The 18,853-nt window shown below is 68.0% G+C and carries 18 protein-coding genes; 10 read left to right on the top strand and 8 right to left on the bottom strand.

Annotation, left to right across the window (positions count from 1 at the left end):
* Positions 1 to 9 precede the first annotated feature (9 nt).
* The 4 genes from ABU113_RS08095 to dnaK all read right to left on the bottom strand — a co-directional run bounded on the left by ABU113_RS08095 (position 10) and on the right by dnaK (position 4,953).
* A complete protein-coding gene (locus ABU113_RS08095) occupies positions 10 to 594 on the bottom strand; it encodes a GDYXXLXY domain-containing protein (protein ID WP_454558999.1) in 585 nt (194 codons plus the stop codon).
* A complete protein-coding gene (locus ABU113_RS08090) occupies positions 591 to 1,736 on the bottom strand; it encodes a DUF2157 domain-containing protein (protein WP_454558998.1) in 1,146 nt (381 codons plus the stop codon). The genes ABU113_RS08095 and ABU113_RS08090 overlap by 4 nt, the downstream gene beginning before the upstream one ends.
* 70 nt (positions 1,737 to 1,806) lie before the next feature.
* Positions 1,807 to 2,943 carry a molecular chaperone DnaJ gene (gene dnaJ / locus ABU113_RS08085; RefSeq protein WP_454558997.1) on the bottom strand — a complete coding sequence of 379 codons (1,137 nt, stop codon included), beginning with the start codon at positions 2,941 to 2,943 and terminating at the stop codon, positions 1,807 to 1,809.
* 105 nt (positions 2,944 to 3,048) lie between these two features.
* Complete coding sequence (dnaK, locus tag ABU113_RS08080; RefSeq protein ID WP_454558996.1) at positions 3,049 to 4,953, bottom strand: molecular chaperone DnaK; 1,905 nt, start codon at positions 4,951 to 4,953, stop codon at positions 3,049 to 3,051.
* A 306-nt stretch (positions 4,954 to 5,259) separates the two neighbouring features.
* On the opposite strand from dnaK, the gene ABU113_RS08075 reads away from it, so the two are divergent.
* The 3 genes from ABU113_RS08075 (at position 5,260) to ABU113_RS08065 (ending at position 7,151) form a co-directional block, all read left to right on the top strand.
* Positions 5,260 to 5,817, top strand: a complete 558-nt coding sequence (locus ABU113_RS08075; protein ID WP_454558995.1) for a copper chaperone PCu(A)C — start codon at positions 5,260 to 5,262, stop codon at positions 5,815 to 5,817.
* 28 nt (positions 5,818 to 5,845) lie between these two features.
* On the top strand, positions 5,846 to 6,319 hold the full coding sequence (locus tag ABU113_RS08070; RefSeq protein WP_454558994.1) for a vgr related protein: 474 nt from the start codon (positions 5,846 to 5,848) through the stop codon (positions 6,317 to 6,319).
* Positions 6,320 to 6,467: 148 nt separating this feature from the next.
* Entirely contained in the window at positions 6,468 to 7,151 is a 684-nt protein-coding gene (locus tag ABU113_RS08065) for a PEP-CTERM sorting domain-containing protein (protein ID WP_454558993.1), read from the top strand.
* A gap of 110 nt (positions 7,152 to 7,261) precedes the next feature.
* Here the strand turns inward: ABU113_RS08065 and grpE are convergent, their stop codons facing one another.
* Together grpE and hrcA are read right to left on the bottom strand one after the other, a co-directional pair.
* Positions 7,262 to 7,846, bottom strand: a complete 585-nt coding sequence (gene grpE, locus ABU113_RS08060) for a nucleotide exchange factor GrpE (RefSeq protein ID WP_454559083.1) — start codon at positions 7,844 to 7,846, stop codon at positions 7,262 to 7,264.
* Positions 7,847 to 7,854: 8 nt separating this feature from the next.
* Positions 7,855 to 8,910: a heat-inducible transcriptional repressor HrcA gene (gene hrcA, locus ABU113_RS08055; RefSeq protein ID WP_454558992.1), complete on the bottom strand. Its 1,056-nt coding sequence runs from the start codon at positions 8,908 to 8,910 to the stop codon at positions 7,855 to 7,857.
* A gap of 151 nt (positions 8,911 to 9,061) precedes the next feature.
* Here hrcA and rph point away from each other — a divergent pair, with 151 nt between their 5' ends.
* Genes rph through hemW form a run of 3 tightly spaced genes read left to right on the top strand, consistent with a single transcriptional unit; the run spans position 9,062 to position 11,555 of the window.
* Complete coding sequence (gene rph / locus ABU113_RS08050) at positions 9,062 to 9,778, top strand: ribonuclease PH (protein WP_454558991.1); 717 nt, start codon at positions 9,062 to 9,064, stop codon at positions 9,776 to 9,778.
* A 3-nt stretch (positions 9,779 to 9,781) separates the two neighbouring features.
* A complete protein-coding gene (gene rdgB / locus ABU113_RS08045; RefSeq protein ID WP_454558990.1) occupies positions 9,782 to 10,408 on the top strand; it encodes an RdgB/HAM1 family non-canonical purine NTP pyrophosphatase in 627 nt (208 codons plus the stop codon).
* A complete protein-coding gene (gene hemW, locus ABU113_RS08040; RefSeq protein WP_454558989.1) occupies positions 10,395 to 11,555 on the top strand; it encodes a radical SAM family heme chaperone HemW in 1,161 nt (386 codons plus the stop codon). Before rdgB ends, hemW begins: the two co-directional genes overlap by 14 nt.
* A 33-nt stretch (positions 11,556 to 11,588) precedes the next feature.
* On the opposite strand, the gene ABU113_RS08035 is transcribed toward hemW, so the two are convergent.
* Positions 11,589 to 12,860, bottom strand: a complete 1,272-nt coding sequence (locus tag ABU113_RS08035; protein ID WP_454558988.1) for a penicillin-binding protein activator — start codon at positions 12,858 to 12,860, stop codon at positions 11,589 to 11,591.
* A gap of 91 nt (positions 12,861 to 12,951) precedes the next feature.
* On the opposite strand from ABU113_RS08035, the gene rsmI reads away from it, so the two are divergent.
* The 4 genes from rsmI to gshB are packed head-to-tail and all read left to right on the top strand — an operon-like array spanning position 12,952 to position 15,958.
* Complete coding sequence (gene rsmI, locus ABU113_RS08030; protein WP_454558987.1) at positions 12,952 to 13,791, top strand: 16S rRNA (cytidine(1402)-2'-O)-methyltransferase; 840 nt, start codon at positions 12,952 to 12,954, stop codon at positions 13,789 to 13,791.
* Entirely contained in the window at positions 13,788 to 14,159 is a 372-nt protein-coding gene (locus ABU113_RS08025; RefSeq protein ID WP_454558986.1) for a YraN family protein, read from the top strand. The genes rsmI and ABU113_RS08025 overlap by 4 nt, the downstream gene beginning before the upstream one ends.
* Entirely contained in the window at positions 14,153 to 14,968 is an 816-nt protein-coding gene (locus ABU113_RS08020) for a SirB1 family protein (protein ID WP_454558985.1), read from the top strand. The genes ABU113_RS08025 and ABU113_RS08020 overlap by 7 nt, the downstream gene beginning before the upstream one ends.
* Positions 14,969 to 15,001: 33 nt before the next feature.
* Complete coding sequence (gene gshB / locus ABU113_RS08015; protein ID WP_454558984.1) at positions 15,002 to 15,958, top strand: glutathione synthase; 957 nt, start codon at positions 15,002 to 15,004, stop codon at positions 15,956 to 15,958.
* Between the two features lie 94 nt (positions 15,959 to 16,052).
* Here gshB and acnA read toward each other — a convergent pair whose 3' ends face one another.
* The gene (acnA, locus tag ABU113_RS08010; protein ID WP_454558983.1) at positions 16,053 to 18,734 is read right to left on the bottom strand and encodes an aconitate hydratase AcnA; all 2,682 of its coding nucleotides are present in this window, start codon (positions 18,732 to 18,734) and stop codon (positions 16,053 to 16,055) included.
* Positions 18,735 to 18,853: the final 119 nt, after the last annotated feature.

The following is an 18,853-nucleotide window of genomic DNA, read 5'->3' as shown; positions in this document are numbered from 1 at the left end:
CGGCTGTCGTCAGGGCTGGCTGGCCGGGGGCTGGCTGGGTGGCTTCGCCGTCGCCGCCAGCACCTCGCGGTAGGGCTTGCCATCGACCAGAATGTCGAGCGGCGTCAGCCGGCCGCTGGCGGTGACGATCACCCGCGCGCTCACCTTGCGCGCGGGGTCGGTGAGCAGTTGCTCCAGCGGTCGTGCGTCGGTCTCGTCGAGGTAGAACTGTCCGCGCCCCTGGCCGCCATAGTCCATCACCAGGCCATCATGGCCACGGATCTGCCGGGCGATCGCCTGACAGGCTTCGGGCGTGCGGTCGGTGCTGGCGAACAGCGTCACCACCGTTGCCGCGCCCCGATGGCGGAAGCACAGGCGCCAGTGCTCGGGGGCGACGGCGGCGGGCCGGGCCGGCGTCGCCCAGTCGTACTGGAAGCGGATGTAATGGCCGCGCAGCAGGTCGCGGGGGTCGTAACCGCGAATCGGTACCTCCCAGACGCTGCCGTGACTGGTCTGCCACCAGGCGACGGCGGCCCCGCCGATCAGGCCGACCAGCGGCAACAGCAGCGCGGCGAGCAGCCTCCGTGATGGCATCGGGATACGGGTGGCGGTCATGACGCAGCACCGATCCGCCAGCGGCGCAGCAGGTGTGTGGTGCCCACCGCCGCGCCGATCACCAGCAGGCCGCTGACGATCAGGCCGACGCCGGTGGTGGCCAGCGAGCCGAACACCTCGAAGTAGATGATGATCAGCCGCAGGGCGATCACCCCCACCGCCAGCCGGAATAACCCGGCGCGCTGGCGGCGCTGGGCGGCCCAGGCGATGGCGGCCCACAGCGCGGTGAAGGCGAGCGCGCCGGCCAGTTCGCCGGCGATGCCGGCCAGCGGCAGCAGCATCGGCAGGATCGGCAGCAGCGTCGCCAGCCCCAGCACGCCGGCACCGCCACGATCGGCTTCCGGTTTGCGCAGCAGCGCGGCGATGGCAAGGGCCGTCGCACCCAGCAGAATCGGCAATGCCGGCAGCAGGTCGCGGGCATAGTCATGCTGGTCGGGCAGCGACTGGTACCAGACGAACGACGGCATCAGGCTGGCCACGATCACCACCACCTGCAGGCCGGCCAGCCGGACCGCCTGCCAGAAGGCATGGCGACTGGCATGGCGACTGGTTTGGCGACTGCCCTGATCGCCCAGCAGCACCAGCAGCGCCGGCACGGTCAGCGGCAGGCCGATGGCCCAGCGGTGATCGGCGAACCAGCGATGAAACTCCTCGACGACACCCCCCAGTGTCGCGCCGACGATGACGATCCACAGCCAGGCGGTGGCGCGGCCCTGGCCGGCGAGCAGCAGCAGTGGCGAGGTCAGCGCCAGCCAGAACGCCAGCGGCCGCCACGGCGCCGAGGACATCTGGAACACCTGGCCGGTGAGCGCGATGCCGGTCAGCACCAGGCCCGTGAACAGGAACAGCGCCAGCTCCAGCCACAGCGCGCGCCCCTGCCGGCTGGCGACGACGACAGCCCAGCCCGCGGCGAGGTTGAGCAGGAAATGCAGGGCAAGCTTGAGACCGGCGGGAATGTCCGCCCAGTTGGCGGCCACCAGCGCCATCAGGCCGAGCAGGATGGCAAGCCCGCCCAGGCCCACCACCGCCCACAGTCCCCACGGCCGGCTGTGCCGGGCGGCATGGGCACGGATCGCACCGGCCTGATCGGCGGAGATCAGCCCCGCCGCCACCCAGTCGTCGAGATTGCGCTCAAGCCCCATGTCTGTCCCCGAGGGACACATCCCCGCGCCGCACTCCATCACGGCATGGCCACGGGGTCAAGAACGGGGGCTACTCGGTGAGGTCGGTCCAGACTTCCTTCAGGCGCTTGAAGAAGCCGGTGGATTCCGGGCTGGTCTCGCCGGTCTCGATGGTCTGGAACTCCTCCAGCAGTTCGCGCTGGCGCTTGGAGAGGTTGACCGGTGTCTCGACGTTGACCTGGATGATGAGGTCGCCGTGGCCGCCGCCGTTGAGCGGCGGCATGCCCTTGCCGCGCATGCGGAACTGCTTGCCGGTCTGGGTGCCGGCGGGAATTTTGACCTTGGTGCGCTGGCCGTCGAGCGACGGCACCTCGATCTCGCCACCCAATGCCGCCGTCGTCACCGGCAGCGGCACGGCGCAATAAAGCGTGGTGCCATCACGCTCGAACACCCGGTGCGGCCGCAGCGAGATGAAGATGTAGAGGTCGCCCGGCGGGCCGCCGCGCAGGCCGGCCTCGCCCTCGCCGGACAGCCGGATGCGGGTGCCATCATCGACACCGGCCGGCACCTTGACCTGCAGGGTCTTTTCCTTCTCCACCCGGCCGACGCCGCCGCAGGCGCGGCACGGTTTGGCGATGATCTTGCCGGTGCCGCGGCAGTTGGGGCAGGCCCGCTCGACCATGAAGAAGCCCTGGGTGGTGCGCACCTTGCCGGCACCGCCGCAGGTGGGGCAGGTCTCGGGCGATGAACCGGGCTCGGCGCCGGAGCCGTTGCAGGGCTCGCAGCTGACGGTGGTTGGCACGGTGATCGAGGCGGTCTTGCCGCGATAGGCCTCCTCAAGGGAGATTTCCATGTTGTAGCGCAGGTCGGAGCCGCGCACCGCGTTGGAGCGGCCGCCACCGCGCCCGCCGCGCCCACCGCCAAGGAATTCGTCGAAGATGTTCTCGAAGATGTCGGAGAAGGAGGCGCCGCCGAAACCGCCACCGGGCGCGCCGCCGCCGTTCTGGAAGGCCTCCTTGCCGAAGCGGTCATAGGCCGCGCGCTTCTGCGGATCCTTCAGGACGTCATAGGCCTCGTTGATCTGCTTGAACCGGGCTTCCGCCGCCGCGTCGCCCGGGTTCTTGTCCGGGTGATACTGCATGGCGAGCTTGCGGAAGGCCGATTTCAGCGCCTTCTCGTCCGCGTTACGGTCGACGCCCAGGACGTCGTAATAATCCTCGTCGGCCATGGGGGACTCGACTCCTCAACCGCCCGGCCGCGTTCCGGGCCTTGAAATGCGCACGGGCCGCGCGTTCCCGGATGGGGAGGTCGCGCGGCCCGCCGGACTGGATGCTTACTTCTTGTCGTCGACTTCGGAGAACTCGGCGTCCACCACGTCGTCGCCGCCGGTGCTGCCACCGTCCTGCGCGCCGCCTTCGGTGCCGCCAGCGGCCTGGTCGGCCTTGTAGATCTCCTCGCCGAGCTTCATCGACACCTGGGCCAGCGTCTGGGTCTTGGCCTGGATCTCGCTGGCGTCCTCGCCCGAGAGTACACCCTTGAGGTCGCTGATGGCGGTCTCGACCTGGGCCTTGACGTCGGCCGACACCTTGGCGCCGGCGTCGGCGATCGAGCGCTCGGTGGTGTGGATGAGGCTTTCAGCCTGGTTCTTGGCTTCCGCCAGTTCGCGGCGCTTCTTGTCCTCGCTGGCGAACTGCTCGGCTTCCTTCACCATCTTGTCGATGTCGGCGTCCGACAGGCCGCCGGAGGCCTGGATGCGGATCTGCTGTTCCTTGCCGGTGCCCTTGTCCTTCGCCGAGACGCTGACGATGCCGTTGGCGTCGATGTCGAAGGTCACCTCCACCTGCGGCATGCCGCGCGGCGCCGGCGGAATGCCGACGAGGTCGAACTGGCCGAGCAGCTTGTTGTCGGCCGCCATCTCGCGCTCGCCCTGGAACACCCGGATGGTCACCGCCGTCTGGTTGTCCTCGGCGGTGGAGAACACCTGGCTCTTCTTGGTGGGGATGGTGGTGTTGCGGTCGATCAGGCGGGTGAACACGCCACCCAGCGTCTCGATGCCCAGCGACAGCGGCGTCACGTCGAGCAGCAGCACGTCCTTGACGTCGCCCTGGAGCACGCCGGCCTGCACGGCCGCACCCAGCGCCACCACTTCGTCCGGGTTCACGCCCTTGTGCGGCTCGCGGCCGAAGAAGCCCTTCACCGCCTCGATGACCTTGGGCATGCGGGTCATGCCGCCCACCAGCACCACCTCGTCGATGTCGCTGGCCGACACGCCGGCGTCCTTGAGCGCCTTCTTGCAGGGCTCCAGCGTCTTGGCGATCAGGTCGTCGACCAGCTGTTCCAGCTTGGCGCGGGTCAGCGTCTTCACCAGGTGCTTCGGACCCGAGGCGTCGGCGGTGATGAACGGCAGGTTGATGTCGGTCTGCTGGGCGCTGGAGAGCTCGATCTTGGCCTTTTCAGCGGCTTCCTTGAGGCGTTGCAGCGCCAGCTTGTCGCCGCGCAGGTCGATGCCCTGCTCCTTCTTGAACTCGTCGGCCAGCCAGTCGATGACGCGCTTGTCGAAGTCCTCGCCGCCGAGGAAGGTGTCGCCGTTGGTCGACTTCACCTCGAACACGCCGTCGCCGATCTCCAGCACGGAGATGTCGAAGGTGCCGCCGCCGAGGTCGTAGACGGCGATGGTCTTGCCGTCCTGCTTGTCGAGGCCATAGGCCAGCGCCGCAGCCGTCGGCTCGTTGATGATGCGCAGCACCTCAAGGCCGGCGATCTTGCCGGCGTCCTTGGTGGCCTGGCGCTGGGCGTCGTTGAAATAGGCCGGCACGGTGATGACCGCCTGGGTCACCGTCTCGCCGAGATAGGCTTCCGCCGTTTCCTTCATCTTCTGCAGGATGAAGGCCGAGACCTGGCTCGGGGAATACTTGTCGCCGCGGGCTTCCACCCAGGCGTCGCCGTTGTCGGCCTTGACGATGTGGTAGGGGACGAGGCCGATGTCCTTCTGGGTCATCGGGTCGTTGAAGGTGCGGCCGATCAGCCGCTTGATGGCGAACAGGGTGGCTTCCGGGTTGGTCACCGCCTGGCGCTTGGCCGGCTGGCCGACCAGACGCTCGCCGTCGGCCGTGAAGGCGACCATCGACGGCGTGGTACGCGCGCCTTCGTTGTTCTCGATGACCTTCGGGCTAGCGCCGTCCATGATGGCGACGCACGAGTTGGTGGTGCCGAGGTCGATACCGATGACCTTACCCATAACTTCAAACCTCATCCTAGGCCGCCCGGCGCCTTCTCACTGCAAGCACGCCCGGGCCGGCGGTTGGTCCCATGCGGTGGCCGGCTTCTCGACGAGACCGTCCGGCCACCACCTTGCATCGCGATATAGGGAGGCCGTTTCCCGGCTACAAGCCGTGTATGGTTCGCGACGGAAAGAGGCATCGGTGCCGCTGGCGACCGGGGCATGGCGTCGCAGCCGCTTGCTGGCGCTGCACGGCCGTTCTACCTTCCTTGAATATTGCGTCCTCCCGTTGTGATCACGCCCCTTGCGGAAGGGATACCGCCCATGCATGCACCCATCGATCTTCGGCCAAAAGCCCGTGTCAACGCGCGTACACTCGGTGTGGCGGCGGTGCTGCTGTCTGCCGTGCTGCTGGTGGTCGCCGTGGTCAGTGGCGCTTTCGCTGCCGGCAAGCCGGCCGCGCCAGCGGTGTCCGAGGCCTGGGCGCAGTTCCCGCCGGTGCCGGGCCGCCCCGGTGCCGCCTATCTCACCCTCAAGGCGGGCCCGGCTGACACACTGGTCGCCGTGGCCAGTCCGATCGCCGCCTATGTCGAGATGCACACCACGAAGAACGTCAACGGCGTCATGAAGATGCAGCGCACCGGCAGCCTGGTGCTGGCTGGGGGCGCGACGCTGAAGATGGCGCCGGGCGGCTATCATCTGATGCTGTTTGGCGTCGACACGCCACCGGCGCCCGGTACCAGCTTCCCGCTCACCCTGTCGTTCGAGAAGGCCGGGCCGGTGACGGTGCAGGTGCCCGTGCGCGCCTTCGGCCAGGGCAAGCCCGCCGCGCCGATGAGTCACGACATGCATCACGACATGTCGGGCCATGACCATCACTGAGCCGCGCCATCATTGAGGCGGTGCCCCGGTGACACCGCCCGGTGACGCGCGCGGACTCACCCCTGGCGAGGCCGCGCTGGCCGCCCGTCTGTTCGGTGACGCGCTTGATCCCGCGCCCGTGCGGCTGCACCGGCGGCGCTGGTGGCCGCTGCAACGGCCCGGCACGGTGATGGCGCCCGACGGCCACCTGTGGTTCCACCCGCGCTGCCCGCTCTATCGCGAGGACTACAGCCAGGCGGGGCGGGGCCTGCGCGGCTTGTTCGTCCATGAACTGACCCACGTCTGGCAATATCAGTCCGGTCGCAACCTCATCGCCGCGCGTGGGCTGTTCGCGCGTTACCGCTACCGGCTGGTGCCGGGCAAGCCGCTGGAGGGTTACGGCATCGAGCAGCAGGCGGAGATCATCCGCGATGCCTATCTGCTGGGCGAGGGCGCGGCCCCGCCGGACGCACCGCCGCGCGCGGCCTATGCGGCGGTGCTGCCGTTCATTTTATGGACTTAACCCAACCTGTCGGCAGACTTTACAGATTCCACGATTTCGTGATGCGTAATACATTGAATTTACAGCAGTTTCGGTTCTGGCTCGGTTTTTGCTACTTTAACGCGACGATTGTGTCGTATTTACCCACTTGTATAGATTGAGGTCGATAATGTTCTTCAGTCGCGTTTGCCGCGCTCTTCCACTTTTTGCAGTGACTCTGGCTCTGGTATCGCCCGCAAAGGCAGAGGTCGTTCATTTCGATTTCACAGCGCGAATCGACCAGCAGAACGATTTTCTCCCGATAGGGTCCACATTCACCGGCAGTTTTTCGTACGATACCGCTTTGACGCCGACGGCGGTCTATCCATTGGCGGGCGGGACAGAGGCTGATTACGGCAATCCTGAGTTGGCCATTTCAGCGTATTTTCTGGGCAATCATTATGCGGGTGATGCCACCGGCGCGATGGGCGATGACGTTGGCGCGTCGACCTCCGACGGTCCGTACGATGGCCTGTACATTCTCCACGTGGGTTCTTTTGTCCTTGGGCTGACCGTCGCCGACTCGTCGGGGATGATGTGGTCGAGTGTTGGCTTGCCCAGCGAATTTCCAGCCTTGTCGCAGGACGTACGGGACGACCCTCAGGATGATGACGGACTGCGTGTGCCGCACGCCTCGTTCGATTTCTTCGATTTGGCGCTAGGCCAAGGCTTTACCGCGACGGTTCTTACCATCGAACAGGCTCAAGCAACGGACGTTCCGGAGCCCGCTACGTCGGGTTTGATGCTGCTCGGCACTGCAGTTATTGCGGCTCGTCGTATGAGCCGCAGGAAGAAACAGTCAGAAATGCGCTAACTGGGATCACCAGCGTTGTCGCTCTGAAAAGGATGCGCGATGACGCTTGATCCCTCAGTTGCTGCACTAGGCTGCCTCAAGTTGCGGCAGCCTAGTGCTATCTCTCGCACTCAGGCGGTGGTGTCGACCCGCGGCGCCGGGCCGGCGGCCTTGGCGACGCCGACCATCGCCGGGCGCAGCAGCCGGTCCTTGATGACGTAGCCGGCCTGCAGCACCTGCACCACCGTGCCGGGCTCGGCGTCGGGGGTCGGCACTTCCATCATCGCCTGATGCCTGTTGGGGTCGAGCTTCTGGCCCAGCGCCTCGATCTGGGCGATGCCGAACTTGCCGAACACGTTGAGCAGTTCCCGCTCGGTCATCTCGACGCCGGTCAGCACCGTGGCGAGGCCGGCATCGGCGCGGGCGCTCTCCGGCACCGCGTCGAGCGCGCGGCGCAGGTTGTCGGCGACGCCCAGCAGGTCGCGAGCGAAGCTGGTCAGCGCATAGGCGCTGGCATCCTGCTTTTCCTTCTCCAGCCGGCGGCGGACATTCTCGGTCTCGGCGGCCTGGCGCAGCAGCCGGTCCTTCAGGTCGGCGACCTCGGCCTGGGCCTTGGCCAGCGCATCCTCGGAATCGCCGGGTGCCGCCGTGGCGGCTTCGCGCAGGGCGGCGGCCACGTCGGGGGCTTCGTTTTCCGGAGTCTCGGGTGCGGTCATGTCGTCGCTCATTGCTGTGATACCAATCTGCTCAGGACGCGCGCGGTATAGTCCACCATGGGGACGACCCGCGCATAATTCAATCGGGTGGGGCCGATGACCCCGATGACGCCGACCACGCGCTCGTCGGCGCTGCGGTAGGGGGCTGCGATAACCGATGAGCCGGAGAGTGAAAAGAGCCTGTTCTCCGAGCCGATGAAGATCTTCATCGCTGAGGCGTCGCGCGCCAGTTCCAGCACGCGGGCCAGTTCGCGCTTGCTTTCGATGTCCTCCAGCAGCTGGCGGACGCGTTCGAGATCGTTGCGGGCGGCGGCATCCTCCAGCAGCTTGGCCTGACCGCGCACGATCAGCACGTCGCGCTGGTCGTCGTCGGCCGACCACACCGCCAGGCCGCGCTCCACCACTTGGCCGGCCAGGGAGTCGAGCTCGGCCTTGTTCTGCGACATCTCCCGCTCCAGCCGGCTGCGGGCCTGATCCAGCGTCAGGCCGACCAGTCGGGCGTTGATGTAGTTGGCCGCCTGCATCAGCGCCGAGGTCGGCAGACCGGCGGGCAGGTCGAAGGTGCGGTTTTCCACCGAGCCGTCCTGGCCGACCAGAATGGCCAGCGCCCGCTGCGGCGTCAGCGGCACGAAATCGACCTGCCGGATCGGCACATCGGACTTGCCGACAAGAACCAGACCGGCACAGGAGGACAGGCCGGAGAGTGTCGTGGTGGCGCGCGCCAGCACATCCTCGAAGCTGGCGCCGTCGGCCCGGCACTGGGTCTCGATGCGACCGCGCTCGGTGTCGCCCAGCTCGCCCACCTGCATCATGCCGTCGACGAACAGCCGCAGGCCGAGGTCAGTCGGCATCCGCCCCGCCGAGGTATGCGGCGCCGACAGCAGGCCGATCTCCTCCAGATCCTGCATGACGTTGCGGATCGACGCCGGTGACAGGTTGAGGCCGGGCAGCTTGGACAGGGTGCGCGAGCCCACCGGCTCGCCGGTCGACAGATATGCCTCGACGATCTGCCGGAAGATGTCCCGGGCGCGGTCGTTCAGGTCGGTGATGGTCAGTGCGGACATAAGTGACAGCGAATGTAGGAGGGCGTTCCGGCCGGTTCAACCATGGTCGCTCGGCGTGGCGGGGGGCGGGGGTGCGGAAAAAGCGGTTCCCAGCTGGCCGGCGGGGCGATATGCAGGCGCTCCCCGACGATTTTCAGGAAAGTCCCTGCCCATGCGCCCCTCCGGCCGTGCCTCCGACCAGATGCGAACCATCGAGATGGTGCCCAACTTCACCAAGCACGCCGAGGGATCGTGTCTGGTGAAGTTCGGCGATACCCACGTGCTGTGCACGGCGTCGGTCGAGACCAATCTGCCGCCCTGGCTGCGCGGCAAGGGCCAGGGCTGGGTGACGGCGGAATATGGCATGCTGCCGCGCGCCACCCACAGTCGTTCCTCCCGCGAGGCGGCCAAGGGCAAGCAGACCGGCCGGACCCAGGAAATCCAGCGACTGATCGGCCGCTCGCTGCGCGCGGTCGTCGACCTGGTGAAACTCGGCGAGCGGCAGGTGACGGTGGATTGCGACGTGCTGCAGGCCGATGGCGGCACCCGCACGGCGGCGATCTCCGGCGGCTATGTCGCGCTGCACATGGCGCTGGCCAAGCTCAAGGAGGCTGGCCAACTGGCCGAGCTCCCGTTCACCGGCCAGGTGGCGGCGGTGTCGTGCGGTGTGTGGAACGGCGCCCCGGTGCTCGACCTCGACTATATCGAGGACTCCGGCGCCCATACCGATGCCAATTTCGTGCTCACCAACAGTGGCGGTCTGGTGGAAGTGCAGGGTACCGCCGAGGGGGCGCCGTTCACCGAGGAAATGCTGCTGCGGCTGCTGCGGCTGGCGCGCATCGGCACAGACGAGATTTTCGCCGCCCAGCGGCGTGTGCTGGGGCTCTGAGCCATGGGTGCGCCCGACAGCCCCGCCACCCGCAAGCTGGCGCCCGGCAAGCTGGTGATCGCCAGCCACAACGCCGGCAAGGTGCGGGAGATTCGCGACCTGCTGGGGCCATTGGGCATCGAGCCGGTGTCGGCGGGCGAGCTGGGGCTGCCCGAGCCGGAGGAAACCGAGACCAGCTTCATCGGCAACGCCCGGCTGAAGGCGCTGGCGGCGGCGATCGCGTCGGGCCTGCCGGCGCTGGCCGACGACTCCGGGCTGGCGGTCGATGCGCTGGACGGCGCGCCGGGCATCTATTCCGCCCGCTGGGCCGGGCCGAACAAGGATTTCGCCGCGGCGATGGCCGAGGTCACTCGCCAGCTCGACGCACGGCAGGTGGCGCCGGCCGACCGCACGGCGCACTTCGTCTGCGCGCTGTGTCTGGCCTGGCCGGACGGCCACGTTGAAGCGTTCGAGGGTCGGGTCGACGGCGAACTGGTTTGGCCGATGCGCGGCAGCAAGGGCTTCGGCTATGATCCCGTCTTCCTGCCGGTCGGCCATGCGCTGACCTTCGGCGAGATGGAGCCGGAGCAGAAGCATGGCATGTCCCACCGCGCCCGCGCCTTCAAGCAACTGGTCGATGCCTGCCTCTGACCTTCCGGGCGTCGACGGCCTGGCGGTCTATGTCCACTGGCCGTTCTGTCTGTCGAAATGCCCCTATTGCGACTTCAACAGCCATGTCCGCGAGTCGGTGGACCAGGTGCGCTGGCGTACAGCCCTGCTGGCCGACCTTGCGCATGAAGCGATGCTGACCCCGGCACGCACGGTGACGAGCATCTTTTTCGGCGGCGGCACGCCATCGCTGATGCCGCCCGAAACGGTGGCGGCGATCATCGAGGGCGTCGCCCGTCACTGGCGGCTGGCGCCGGACGCCGAGATCACGCTGGAGGCCAATCCGTCGAGTGTCGAGGCGGCGCGCTTCCGCGCGTTCGCGGGCGCCGGCGTCAATCGGGTGTCGCTGGGGGTGCAGGCGCTCGACGACGCGTCGCTGGTCCAGCTCGGCCGCCGGCACGACGCGGCGGAGGCGCTGGCGGCGCTGGAGCTGGCCTGCGGCACGTTCGACCGGGTGAGCTTCGATCTCATCTATGCCCGTCCGGGCCAGACGCTGGCCGGCTGGCGCTCGGAACTGGCGCGCGCGCTGGGTTTCGGCACCGGGCATCTGTCGCTCTACCAGCTCACCATCGAGCCGCAGACCCGATTCGCCGAGTTGTACCGGCGCGGTGACCTGGTGCTGCCGGACGAGGATCTCGCCGCCGACCTCTATGCACTGACGCAGGAGATGACGGCGGCCGCCGGCCTGCCGGCCTACGAGATTTCCAATCATGCCCGGCCCGGCGCGGAGAGCCGCCACAACCTCGCTTACTGGACCTATGGCGACTATGTCGGCATCGGCCCCGGCGCCCACGGCCGGCGCGGCCGCCAAGCGACGGTGCGGCTGAAGAAGCCCGAGGCCTGGTGCGAGTCGGTGGAAGCCCACGGCCACGGCCTGGAGAGCGAGACGCCGCTCGACCCCGAAGCCTGTGCCGACGAGGCGTTGCTGATGGGCCTGCGGCTGGCCGCCGGCATCGACAAGGCGCGTTTCCGGCGTCGCACCGGCCGGGCGCTGGAGACGGTGGTGGACCCGGCGGCGGTGCGTGATTTCACCGACCTGGGTCTGCTGATCGACGATCCCGACACCCTGCGGGCGACGCCGGCCGGCCTCGCCGTGCTCAACAGCCTGCTGGCGCGCCTGGCCCGTTAGCGGCGCCCGATGATCGTGCTGCGCTCGCGGGCCTCAGTTGATCGCGGGCGAGAAGGCGGTCGGCGCCGGCGACACCACCTTGAACGTGCCGCCGGACAGTTCATCCACCTCCATGCCGCGCTCGGCGACGCCAGTGTGCGGGAAGCGGAACAGGCCGTCGATGCCGGCATAGCCGGAAGGCGTTTTCAGCACGGATTGGGGGAAAGGCTTGCCTATCTGCCAGCCGCCGTTGGCGGCGGCGTGGACCAGCAGGATGCCATCATAGCCCAGACTCGACAGCCGGGAGGGGCGGGCGCCGAAGCGGCCGGCGTAACGCTTGGCCAGCGACTCGAACGTTGCATCCGACACGGTGGCGAACCACGCACCCTGCAACGCCGGCTCACGTGCCAGAGCCGGTTCGTTGTTCCAAAGGCCGGTGCCTAGCAGGCGGACCCGGTTTGTCTCGACGCCGAACTGCCGCAACGCCGGAACGAAGGCGCGGGTGTAGTCACCGGTGTCGGCGATCAGCAGCGCCTCGAACGCTGGTGGCGGCAGTGGCACGCCTTTGGCGGAAATCACGCCGGTGGATTTGGCGGCGCGTGCGCGCGACAGCGCCAGCCGGGCATCATAGCCGGCGACCCGGCGGGCGGCGGTCAGCAGCTTGGTGCGGTCGCGCGGGTAGGTCTCGATGGCGACCAGCTGGCCGCCGCTGGCCTTCACCGAGGCGACGAACGCTTCCGACGCGCGCTTGCCGTAGCTGCCGGCCGGCACCAGTGCGGCGAAGCGGGTGATGCCTCGCTGGCGGGCGTAAGCGACGACGCGCTCGACTTCCTGATCGGGTTGGAAACCCATCACATAGGTACCCTGGATGGCGAGTTCGGCGTCGTTGGAGAAGGTGATGACCGGCACCCCGGCGGCCTTCGTGGCGGGCTGGACGGCCCGCACATCGGGCGCCAGCAATGGGCCGAGCACGACTTTAGCCCCATCCGCCAGGGCGCGGCTGGCGGCTGCTTCCGGGCCCTCGGCGGTGTCGTAGATGGTGAGCTTGATGCGCGGATCATTGATGTCGAGCAGCGCCATGTTGGCGGCATTGGCGATCGACTGCCCGATCGGCGCATTGGGCCCCGTCAGCGGCGCGAGCAGCGCCACCTGATGCTGTGGCGGCGCCTTCTTCACCGTCTCGGCCGGCTTGGGCGCCGGCCGGGCGGCCTGTTCGGCCGGTGCTGGCGCTGGCGCGGCGGGCGGGGCCTTGGGCGTGGCACAGGCGGCCAGGCCGAGCAGGGCCAGCGCGGCGGCGATCGTGCCGAGGTGATGGCGAAGGAACATCGGTGACCCCCATGTAGAAACATCACGCAACAGCCCGGCGCTGCGCTTTTCCGGTTGCCCAAGGCCGTCGACTGCGGGCACGGTCGGCCTCATGACGGACTCTCTGCCGCCGGGCCTATACATTGTTGCCACCCCCATCGGCAACCTGGGTGACATTACCCTTCGCGCCGCCGACGTCCTACGCCGGGTGGCACTGGTGGTCGCGGAAGATACCCGCGTCACCGCGAAACTGCTGCATCACCTCGACCTGAAAAAGCCCCTGCTGGCCTATCACGACCACAATGCCGACCGCGCCCGCCCCGAGGTGCTGCGTCGCGCCGCCGTCGAGCCCGTGGCGCTGGTGAGCGATGCCGGCACGCCGCTGATCTCAGATCCCGGCTACAAGCTGGTGCGTGAGGCACACGAGGCGGGCATCGCGGTCACCACCCTGCCGGGGCCGTGCGCGGCGATTGCCGGGCTGACGCTGTCCGGTCTGCCCACCGACCGCTTTCTGTTCGCTGGCTTCCTGCCGCCCAAGACGGTCGGCCGCCGCAAGGTGCTGGAGGAACTGAAGCCGATCGCCGCCACCCTGGTGTTTTATGAAAGCGGCCCCCGGTTGGCCGCCTGCCTGGCCGACATTGCCGCCGTGCTGGGCAGTCGCGAGGTGGCGGTGGCGCGCGAGATCACCAAGCTGCACGAGCAGGTGCGTCGCGGCCTGGCGCCGGCGCTGGCCGAGGCGTTGGTGGCGGAGCCGCCGCCCAGGGGCGAGATCGTGCTGATGGTCGGCCCGCCGGTCGCCGAGGCGGTGACGGCGGCCGATGTCGAGGCGCTGCTGCGGGCGGCACTGGTCGACCATCCGGTGAAAGAGGCGGCGCGCCTGGTGGCGGCGCGCACCGGCGAGTCGCGTTCGGACCTGTACCGGCGCGCACTGACGCTGACGGGCCGGACATGAGCGCGCGCGACCGGCGGCGCGACGAGTGGCGCGGCCGAGTCGCCGAATCGGTGGCGGCCTGGTGGCTGCGGGCCAAGGGGTACCGGGTGCTGGCGCGTCGCCTGCGGCTTGGCGTCGGCGAGATTGATCTGGTGGTTGCACGCGGTCGGGCGCTGGTCCTGGTGGAGGTCAAACGGCGCGCGACCCTCGATCTTGCGGCGGAAGCGCTGGGGCAGGGCCGGTTGCGGCGGGTGTGGCGGGCGGTGCCGGTGGCGGCCGCGCGCTTTGGTGACGGGTGGGAAACGGTGCGTCTTGATGCTGTGCTGGTTGCGCCGTGGCGATTCCCGAGGCACCTTGAGCGGATCGCAGGTGAGGACGGGTCATGCTGATCGACGACCTGACACGGCTGGGCGCGCTCGATGACGACGAGATCGACCTGGCGGAAGCAGCCCTGGTGCTTGGCGCGCTCGACCGGCCGGATGCCGACCTGACGCCCTACCGGCTGGTGCTGCAGCATATCTGCAGTGAAGTGTTTGTCACGGGCACCGATGCGGAGACACCGGCGCAGCAGGCCGCGGTATTGCGCGATGTGCTGGCGGCGCGTTTCGGTTTCGCTGGCGACCGCGAGACCTATGACGATCCCGCCAACGCCAACCTGCTGGACGTGATTGACCGCCGCAAGGGCCTGCCGGTGGCGCTGTCGATCCTCTATATCGCGGCCGCGCGCGCGGTCGGCTGGACCGCCGACGGCCTCAACATGCCCGCCCATTTCCTGATCCGCATCGGTGGCGGCCCGGTCTCGGTGCTACAGGATCCGTTCAACGACGGCGCCCTGGTGACCGGCGAGCAGCTTGACGTTTTGCTGCGCCGGGTAGCCGGGCAGGCAGCCCGGTTGCAGGCCAGCCATCTCGAACCGCTGTCCAACCGCGCGATCCTCATTCGCCTGCTCAACAACATCGCCGCGCGGGCGGAACAAGCCGACGATCTGCCTCGTGCGCTGGTGCTGCACGAACGCATGACCGCCATCGCGCCGATGATGACCGCGCTGTGGTGGGAGCGGGCCCGCCTCGAACAGGGGCTGGGCCGCGTCGCCGCCGCGCGCTCGTCGCTGTCGGCGATGCTTGAGACGACGCGCAATGCTGCTATCTCGGAGCAGATTCGCCGGGCGCTTGAAGGCCTGGCCCGATCGATCAACTAGCCGTTCCGGCCCACTGACAAGCAGGACAGTCACATGACGCTCAACGTCGCGGTCCAGATGGACCCGCTCGACCGTATCAACATCGCTGGCGATTCAACCTTTGCTCTGATGCTGGAGGCTCAGGCCCGCGGCCACGCCCTGTGGCATTATCTGCCCGACGACCTCACCTACCGCGACGGCCGGGTGACGGCACGCGCGCAGCGAATCACCCGGGTGCAGCGGGTGATCGGCGACCATTACGCGCTGGGTGACTCGGCGCTGCTCGACCTCGCCACCGACGTCGACACGGTGCTGATGCGCCAGGACCCGCCGTTCGATCTGGCCTACATCACCGCCACCCACCTGCTGGAGATGGTCCACCCCCGCACGCTGGTGGTGAACAATCCGGCCGAGGTGCGCAACGCGCCGGAAAAGCTGTTCGTCACCCGCTTCCACGACCTCATGCCGGAGACGATGATCACCCGCAGCCTGGCCGACACCGAGGCGTTCCGCCGCGAGTTCGGCGAGATCGTCATCAAGCCGCTGTACGGCAACGCCGGCACGGCGGTGTTCCATGTCGGCAAGAACGATCCCAACCTGTCGGCGCTGGTCGAGGTGTTCACCACCATGGGCCGCGAGCCGTTCATGGTGCAGCGGTTCATGCCGGAGGTGTCGGCGGGCGACAAACGCATCGTGCTGGTGGACGGCAAGGCCACCGGCGCCATCAACCGGCTGCCCAAGGCGGGCGAAATCCGCTCCAACCTCGCCGCCGGCGGCAAGGCGGACCAGACCGTGCTCACCGGGCGCGAGCTGGAGATCTGCGAACGCATCGGGCCGGAACTGGCCAGCCGCGGCCTGCTGTTCGTCGGCATCGACGTCATCAACGGCTTCATGACCGAAATCAACGTCACCTCGCCCACCGGCATCGTCGCCATCGACCGCTTCAACGGCACCAACACGCCGGCGCTGATCTGGGATGCCATCGAGGCCAAGGTGGCGGCGGCGCGCTGAGACCGGCGCCACCGCCCTCCGGCGGGCGCTGACCGCGACCAACAGAAAAAGGCGGCCCCCGCGGGGACCGCCTTTTTTGTTCGGGTCGACGGGATCAGGCCGCGAGGTTGCGCAGCACGTAGTGCAGCACGCCACCGGCGTAGAAATAGTCGATCTCGTTCTCGGTATCGATGCGGCACAGCACGGTGAACTTCACCACCTCGCCGTTGGCGCGGGTCATCACGACTTCGAGATCCTGACGCGGCTTCAGCGCGGTGATGCCGGCCAGCGAGAAGCTCTCGGTGCCGTCCAGCTTCAGGTCGGCGCGGGTCATGCCGTCCTTGAACTGCAGCGGCAGCACGGCCATGCCGACCAGGTTCGAGCGGTGGATACGCTCGAAGCTCTCGGCGATCACCGCCTTGACGCCCAGCAGGTTGGTGCCCTTGGCCGCCCAGTCGCGCGACGAGCCGGTGCCATACTCCTTGCCGGCGACGATGATGAGGCCGGTGCCGGCCGCCTGATACTTCATGGCGGCGTCGTAGATCGGCATCACCTCACCGTTGGCGTCCTTGGTGATGCCGCCCTCGGTGCCCGGCACCATCTCGTTGCGGATGCGGATGTTGGCGAAGGTGCCGCGCATCATCACTTCATGGTTGCCGCGGCGGGCGCCGTAGCTGTTGAAGTCCGCCTTGGCGACCTGGTGGTCCATCAGGTAGGCGCCCGCCGGCGACTTTTCCTTGATGTTGCCGGCCGGCGAGATGTGGTCGGTGGTGATGGAGTCGCCCAGCACCGCCAGCAGCCGCGCGCCGACGATGTCGGTGGTCGGCTTGGGGGTCATGGTGATGTCCTGGAAGTAGGGCGGGTTCTGCACGTAGGTCGAGGACGACGACCAGCCGTAGGTCTGGCCGGTGCCGACCTTGATCGCCTGCCACATCTCGTCGCCCTTGAACACGTTGGCGTAGCGCGACTTGAACATCTCGGAGGTCAGGCACTGGTTGATGGTGTCCTGCACTTCCTGCGTGGTCGGCCAGATGTCCTTCAGATAGACCGGCTTGCCGTCCTTCGAGGTGCCGATGACCTCGGTGGTGATGTCCTTGGCCATGGTGCCGAACAGCGCGTAGGCGACCACCAGCGGCGGCGAGGCCAGGTAGTTGGCCTTGATGTCCGGGCTGACGCGGCCCTCGAAGTTGCGGTTGCCCGACAGCACCGAGGCGGCGACCAGATCATTGGCGTTGATCGCCTTGGAGATCGGGTCCGGCAGCGGGCCGGAGTTGCCGATGCAGGTGGTGCAGCCATAGCCGACCAGGTTGAAGCCCAGCGCGTCGAGGTGCTCCTGCAGGCCGGCCTTGGCGAGGTAGTCGGTGACCACCTGCGATCCCGGCGCCAGCGAGGTCTTGACCCACGGCTTGGAGGTCAGGCCCAGCGCGTGCGCCTTCTTGGCGACGAGGCCGGCGGCCACCAGCACGCTCGGGTTCGAGGTGTTGGTGCACGAGGTGATGGCGGCCAGCACCACGTTGCCGTGGCCCAGCTGATAGTCGGCGCCCTCGACCGGCACCTGCTTGGCCAGTTCATCGCCCTTCTTGTAGAAGCCGTTGAGCTCCTCGATCAGCGCGGTGGTGGCGTTGGACAGGCTGACGCGGTCCTGCGGACGGCGCGGGCCGGCCAGCGACGGCTCGACGGTCGACAGGTCGAGCTCCAGCGTGTCGGTGAACACCGGGTCCGGGGTGTTCTCGTCGGCGAACATCCCCTGTTCCTTGGCGTAGGCTTCCACCAGCGCCACCCGCCAATCCTCGCGGCCGGTGAACTGCAGATACTTCAGCGTCTCGGCGCAGACCGGGAAGAAGCCGCAGGTGGCGCCGTATTCCGGCGCCATGTTGGCGATGGTCGCCATGTCGGCCAGCGCCAGGGTGTGGACGCCGGGGCCGTAGAACTCGACGAACTTGCCGACCACGCCCTTCTTGCGCAGCATGTTGGTGACCGTCAGCACCAGGTCGGTGGCGGTCATGCCTTCCTTCAGCTTGCCGGTCAGCTTGAAGCCGACGACTTCCGGGATCAGCATGGAGACCGGCTGGCCGAGCATCGCGGCTTCTGCCTCGATGCCGCCCACGCCCCAGCCCAGCACGCCCAGGCCGTTGACCATGGTGGTGTGGCTGTCGGTGCCCACCAGCGTGTCCGGGTAGGCCACGGTGGCGCCGGCGGTGTCCTGCGAGGTCCACACCACCTGAGCCAGATACTCGGTGTTGACCTGATGGCAGATGCCGGTGCCCGGCGGCACGACGCGGAAGTTCTTCAGGGCGTTCTGGCCCCACTTCAGGAACTCATAACGCTCCATGTTGCGCTCGAACTCCAGCTCGACGTTCTTGCGGAAGGCGTCGGGGGTGCCGAAGTTGTCGACCATCACCGAGTGGTCGATGACCAGATCGACCGGCACCAGCGGGTTGATCTTGTTCGGGTCGCCACCCAGCCGGGTCATGCCGTCGCGCATCGCGGCGAGGTCGACCACCGCCGGCACGCCGGTGAAGTCCTGCATCAGCACGCGCGCCGGGCGGTACTGGATTTCCTGGTCCGACTTGGGGTTGGCGAGCCAGGCGGCGATCGCCTTGATGTCCTCGACCTTGACCGTGACGCCGTCCTCGAAGCGCAGCAGGTTTTCCAGCAGCACCTTCATCGAGAAGGGCAGGCGGGAGATGTCGCCGATGTGCTTGGCGGCCTCCTGGAGGCTGTAATAGGCGAAGGTCTTGCCTCCGGCGCTGAGTTCCTTGCGAACCTTAAGCGTGTCGTGCCCCACGGCGGTCATGTGCGCGTCTCCTCGACCTGAATATGGATTTCCGATCCGTGGCCGGCCTTTTGCCGCAACGCAGCGGTAAAGGAAAGGGCCGAGGCCGGTCAAACAAGTGAACTTTGGTCGAAAAGGAT

The organism is Parapedomonas caeni, from assembly GCF_041060555.1.
Classification (GTDB): Bacteria; Pseudomonadota; Alphaproteobacteria; order Sphingomonadales; family Sphingomonadaceae; genus CAUJIW01.
This window is presented reverse-complemented; position numbering and strand designations above follow the sequence as displayed.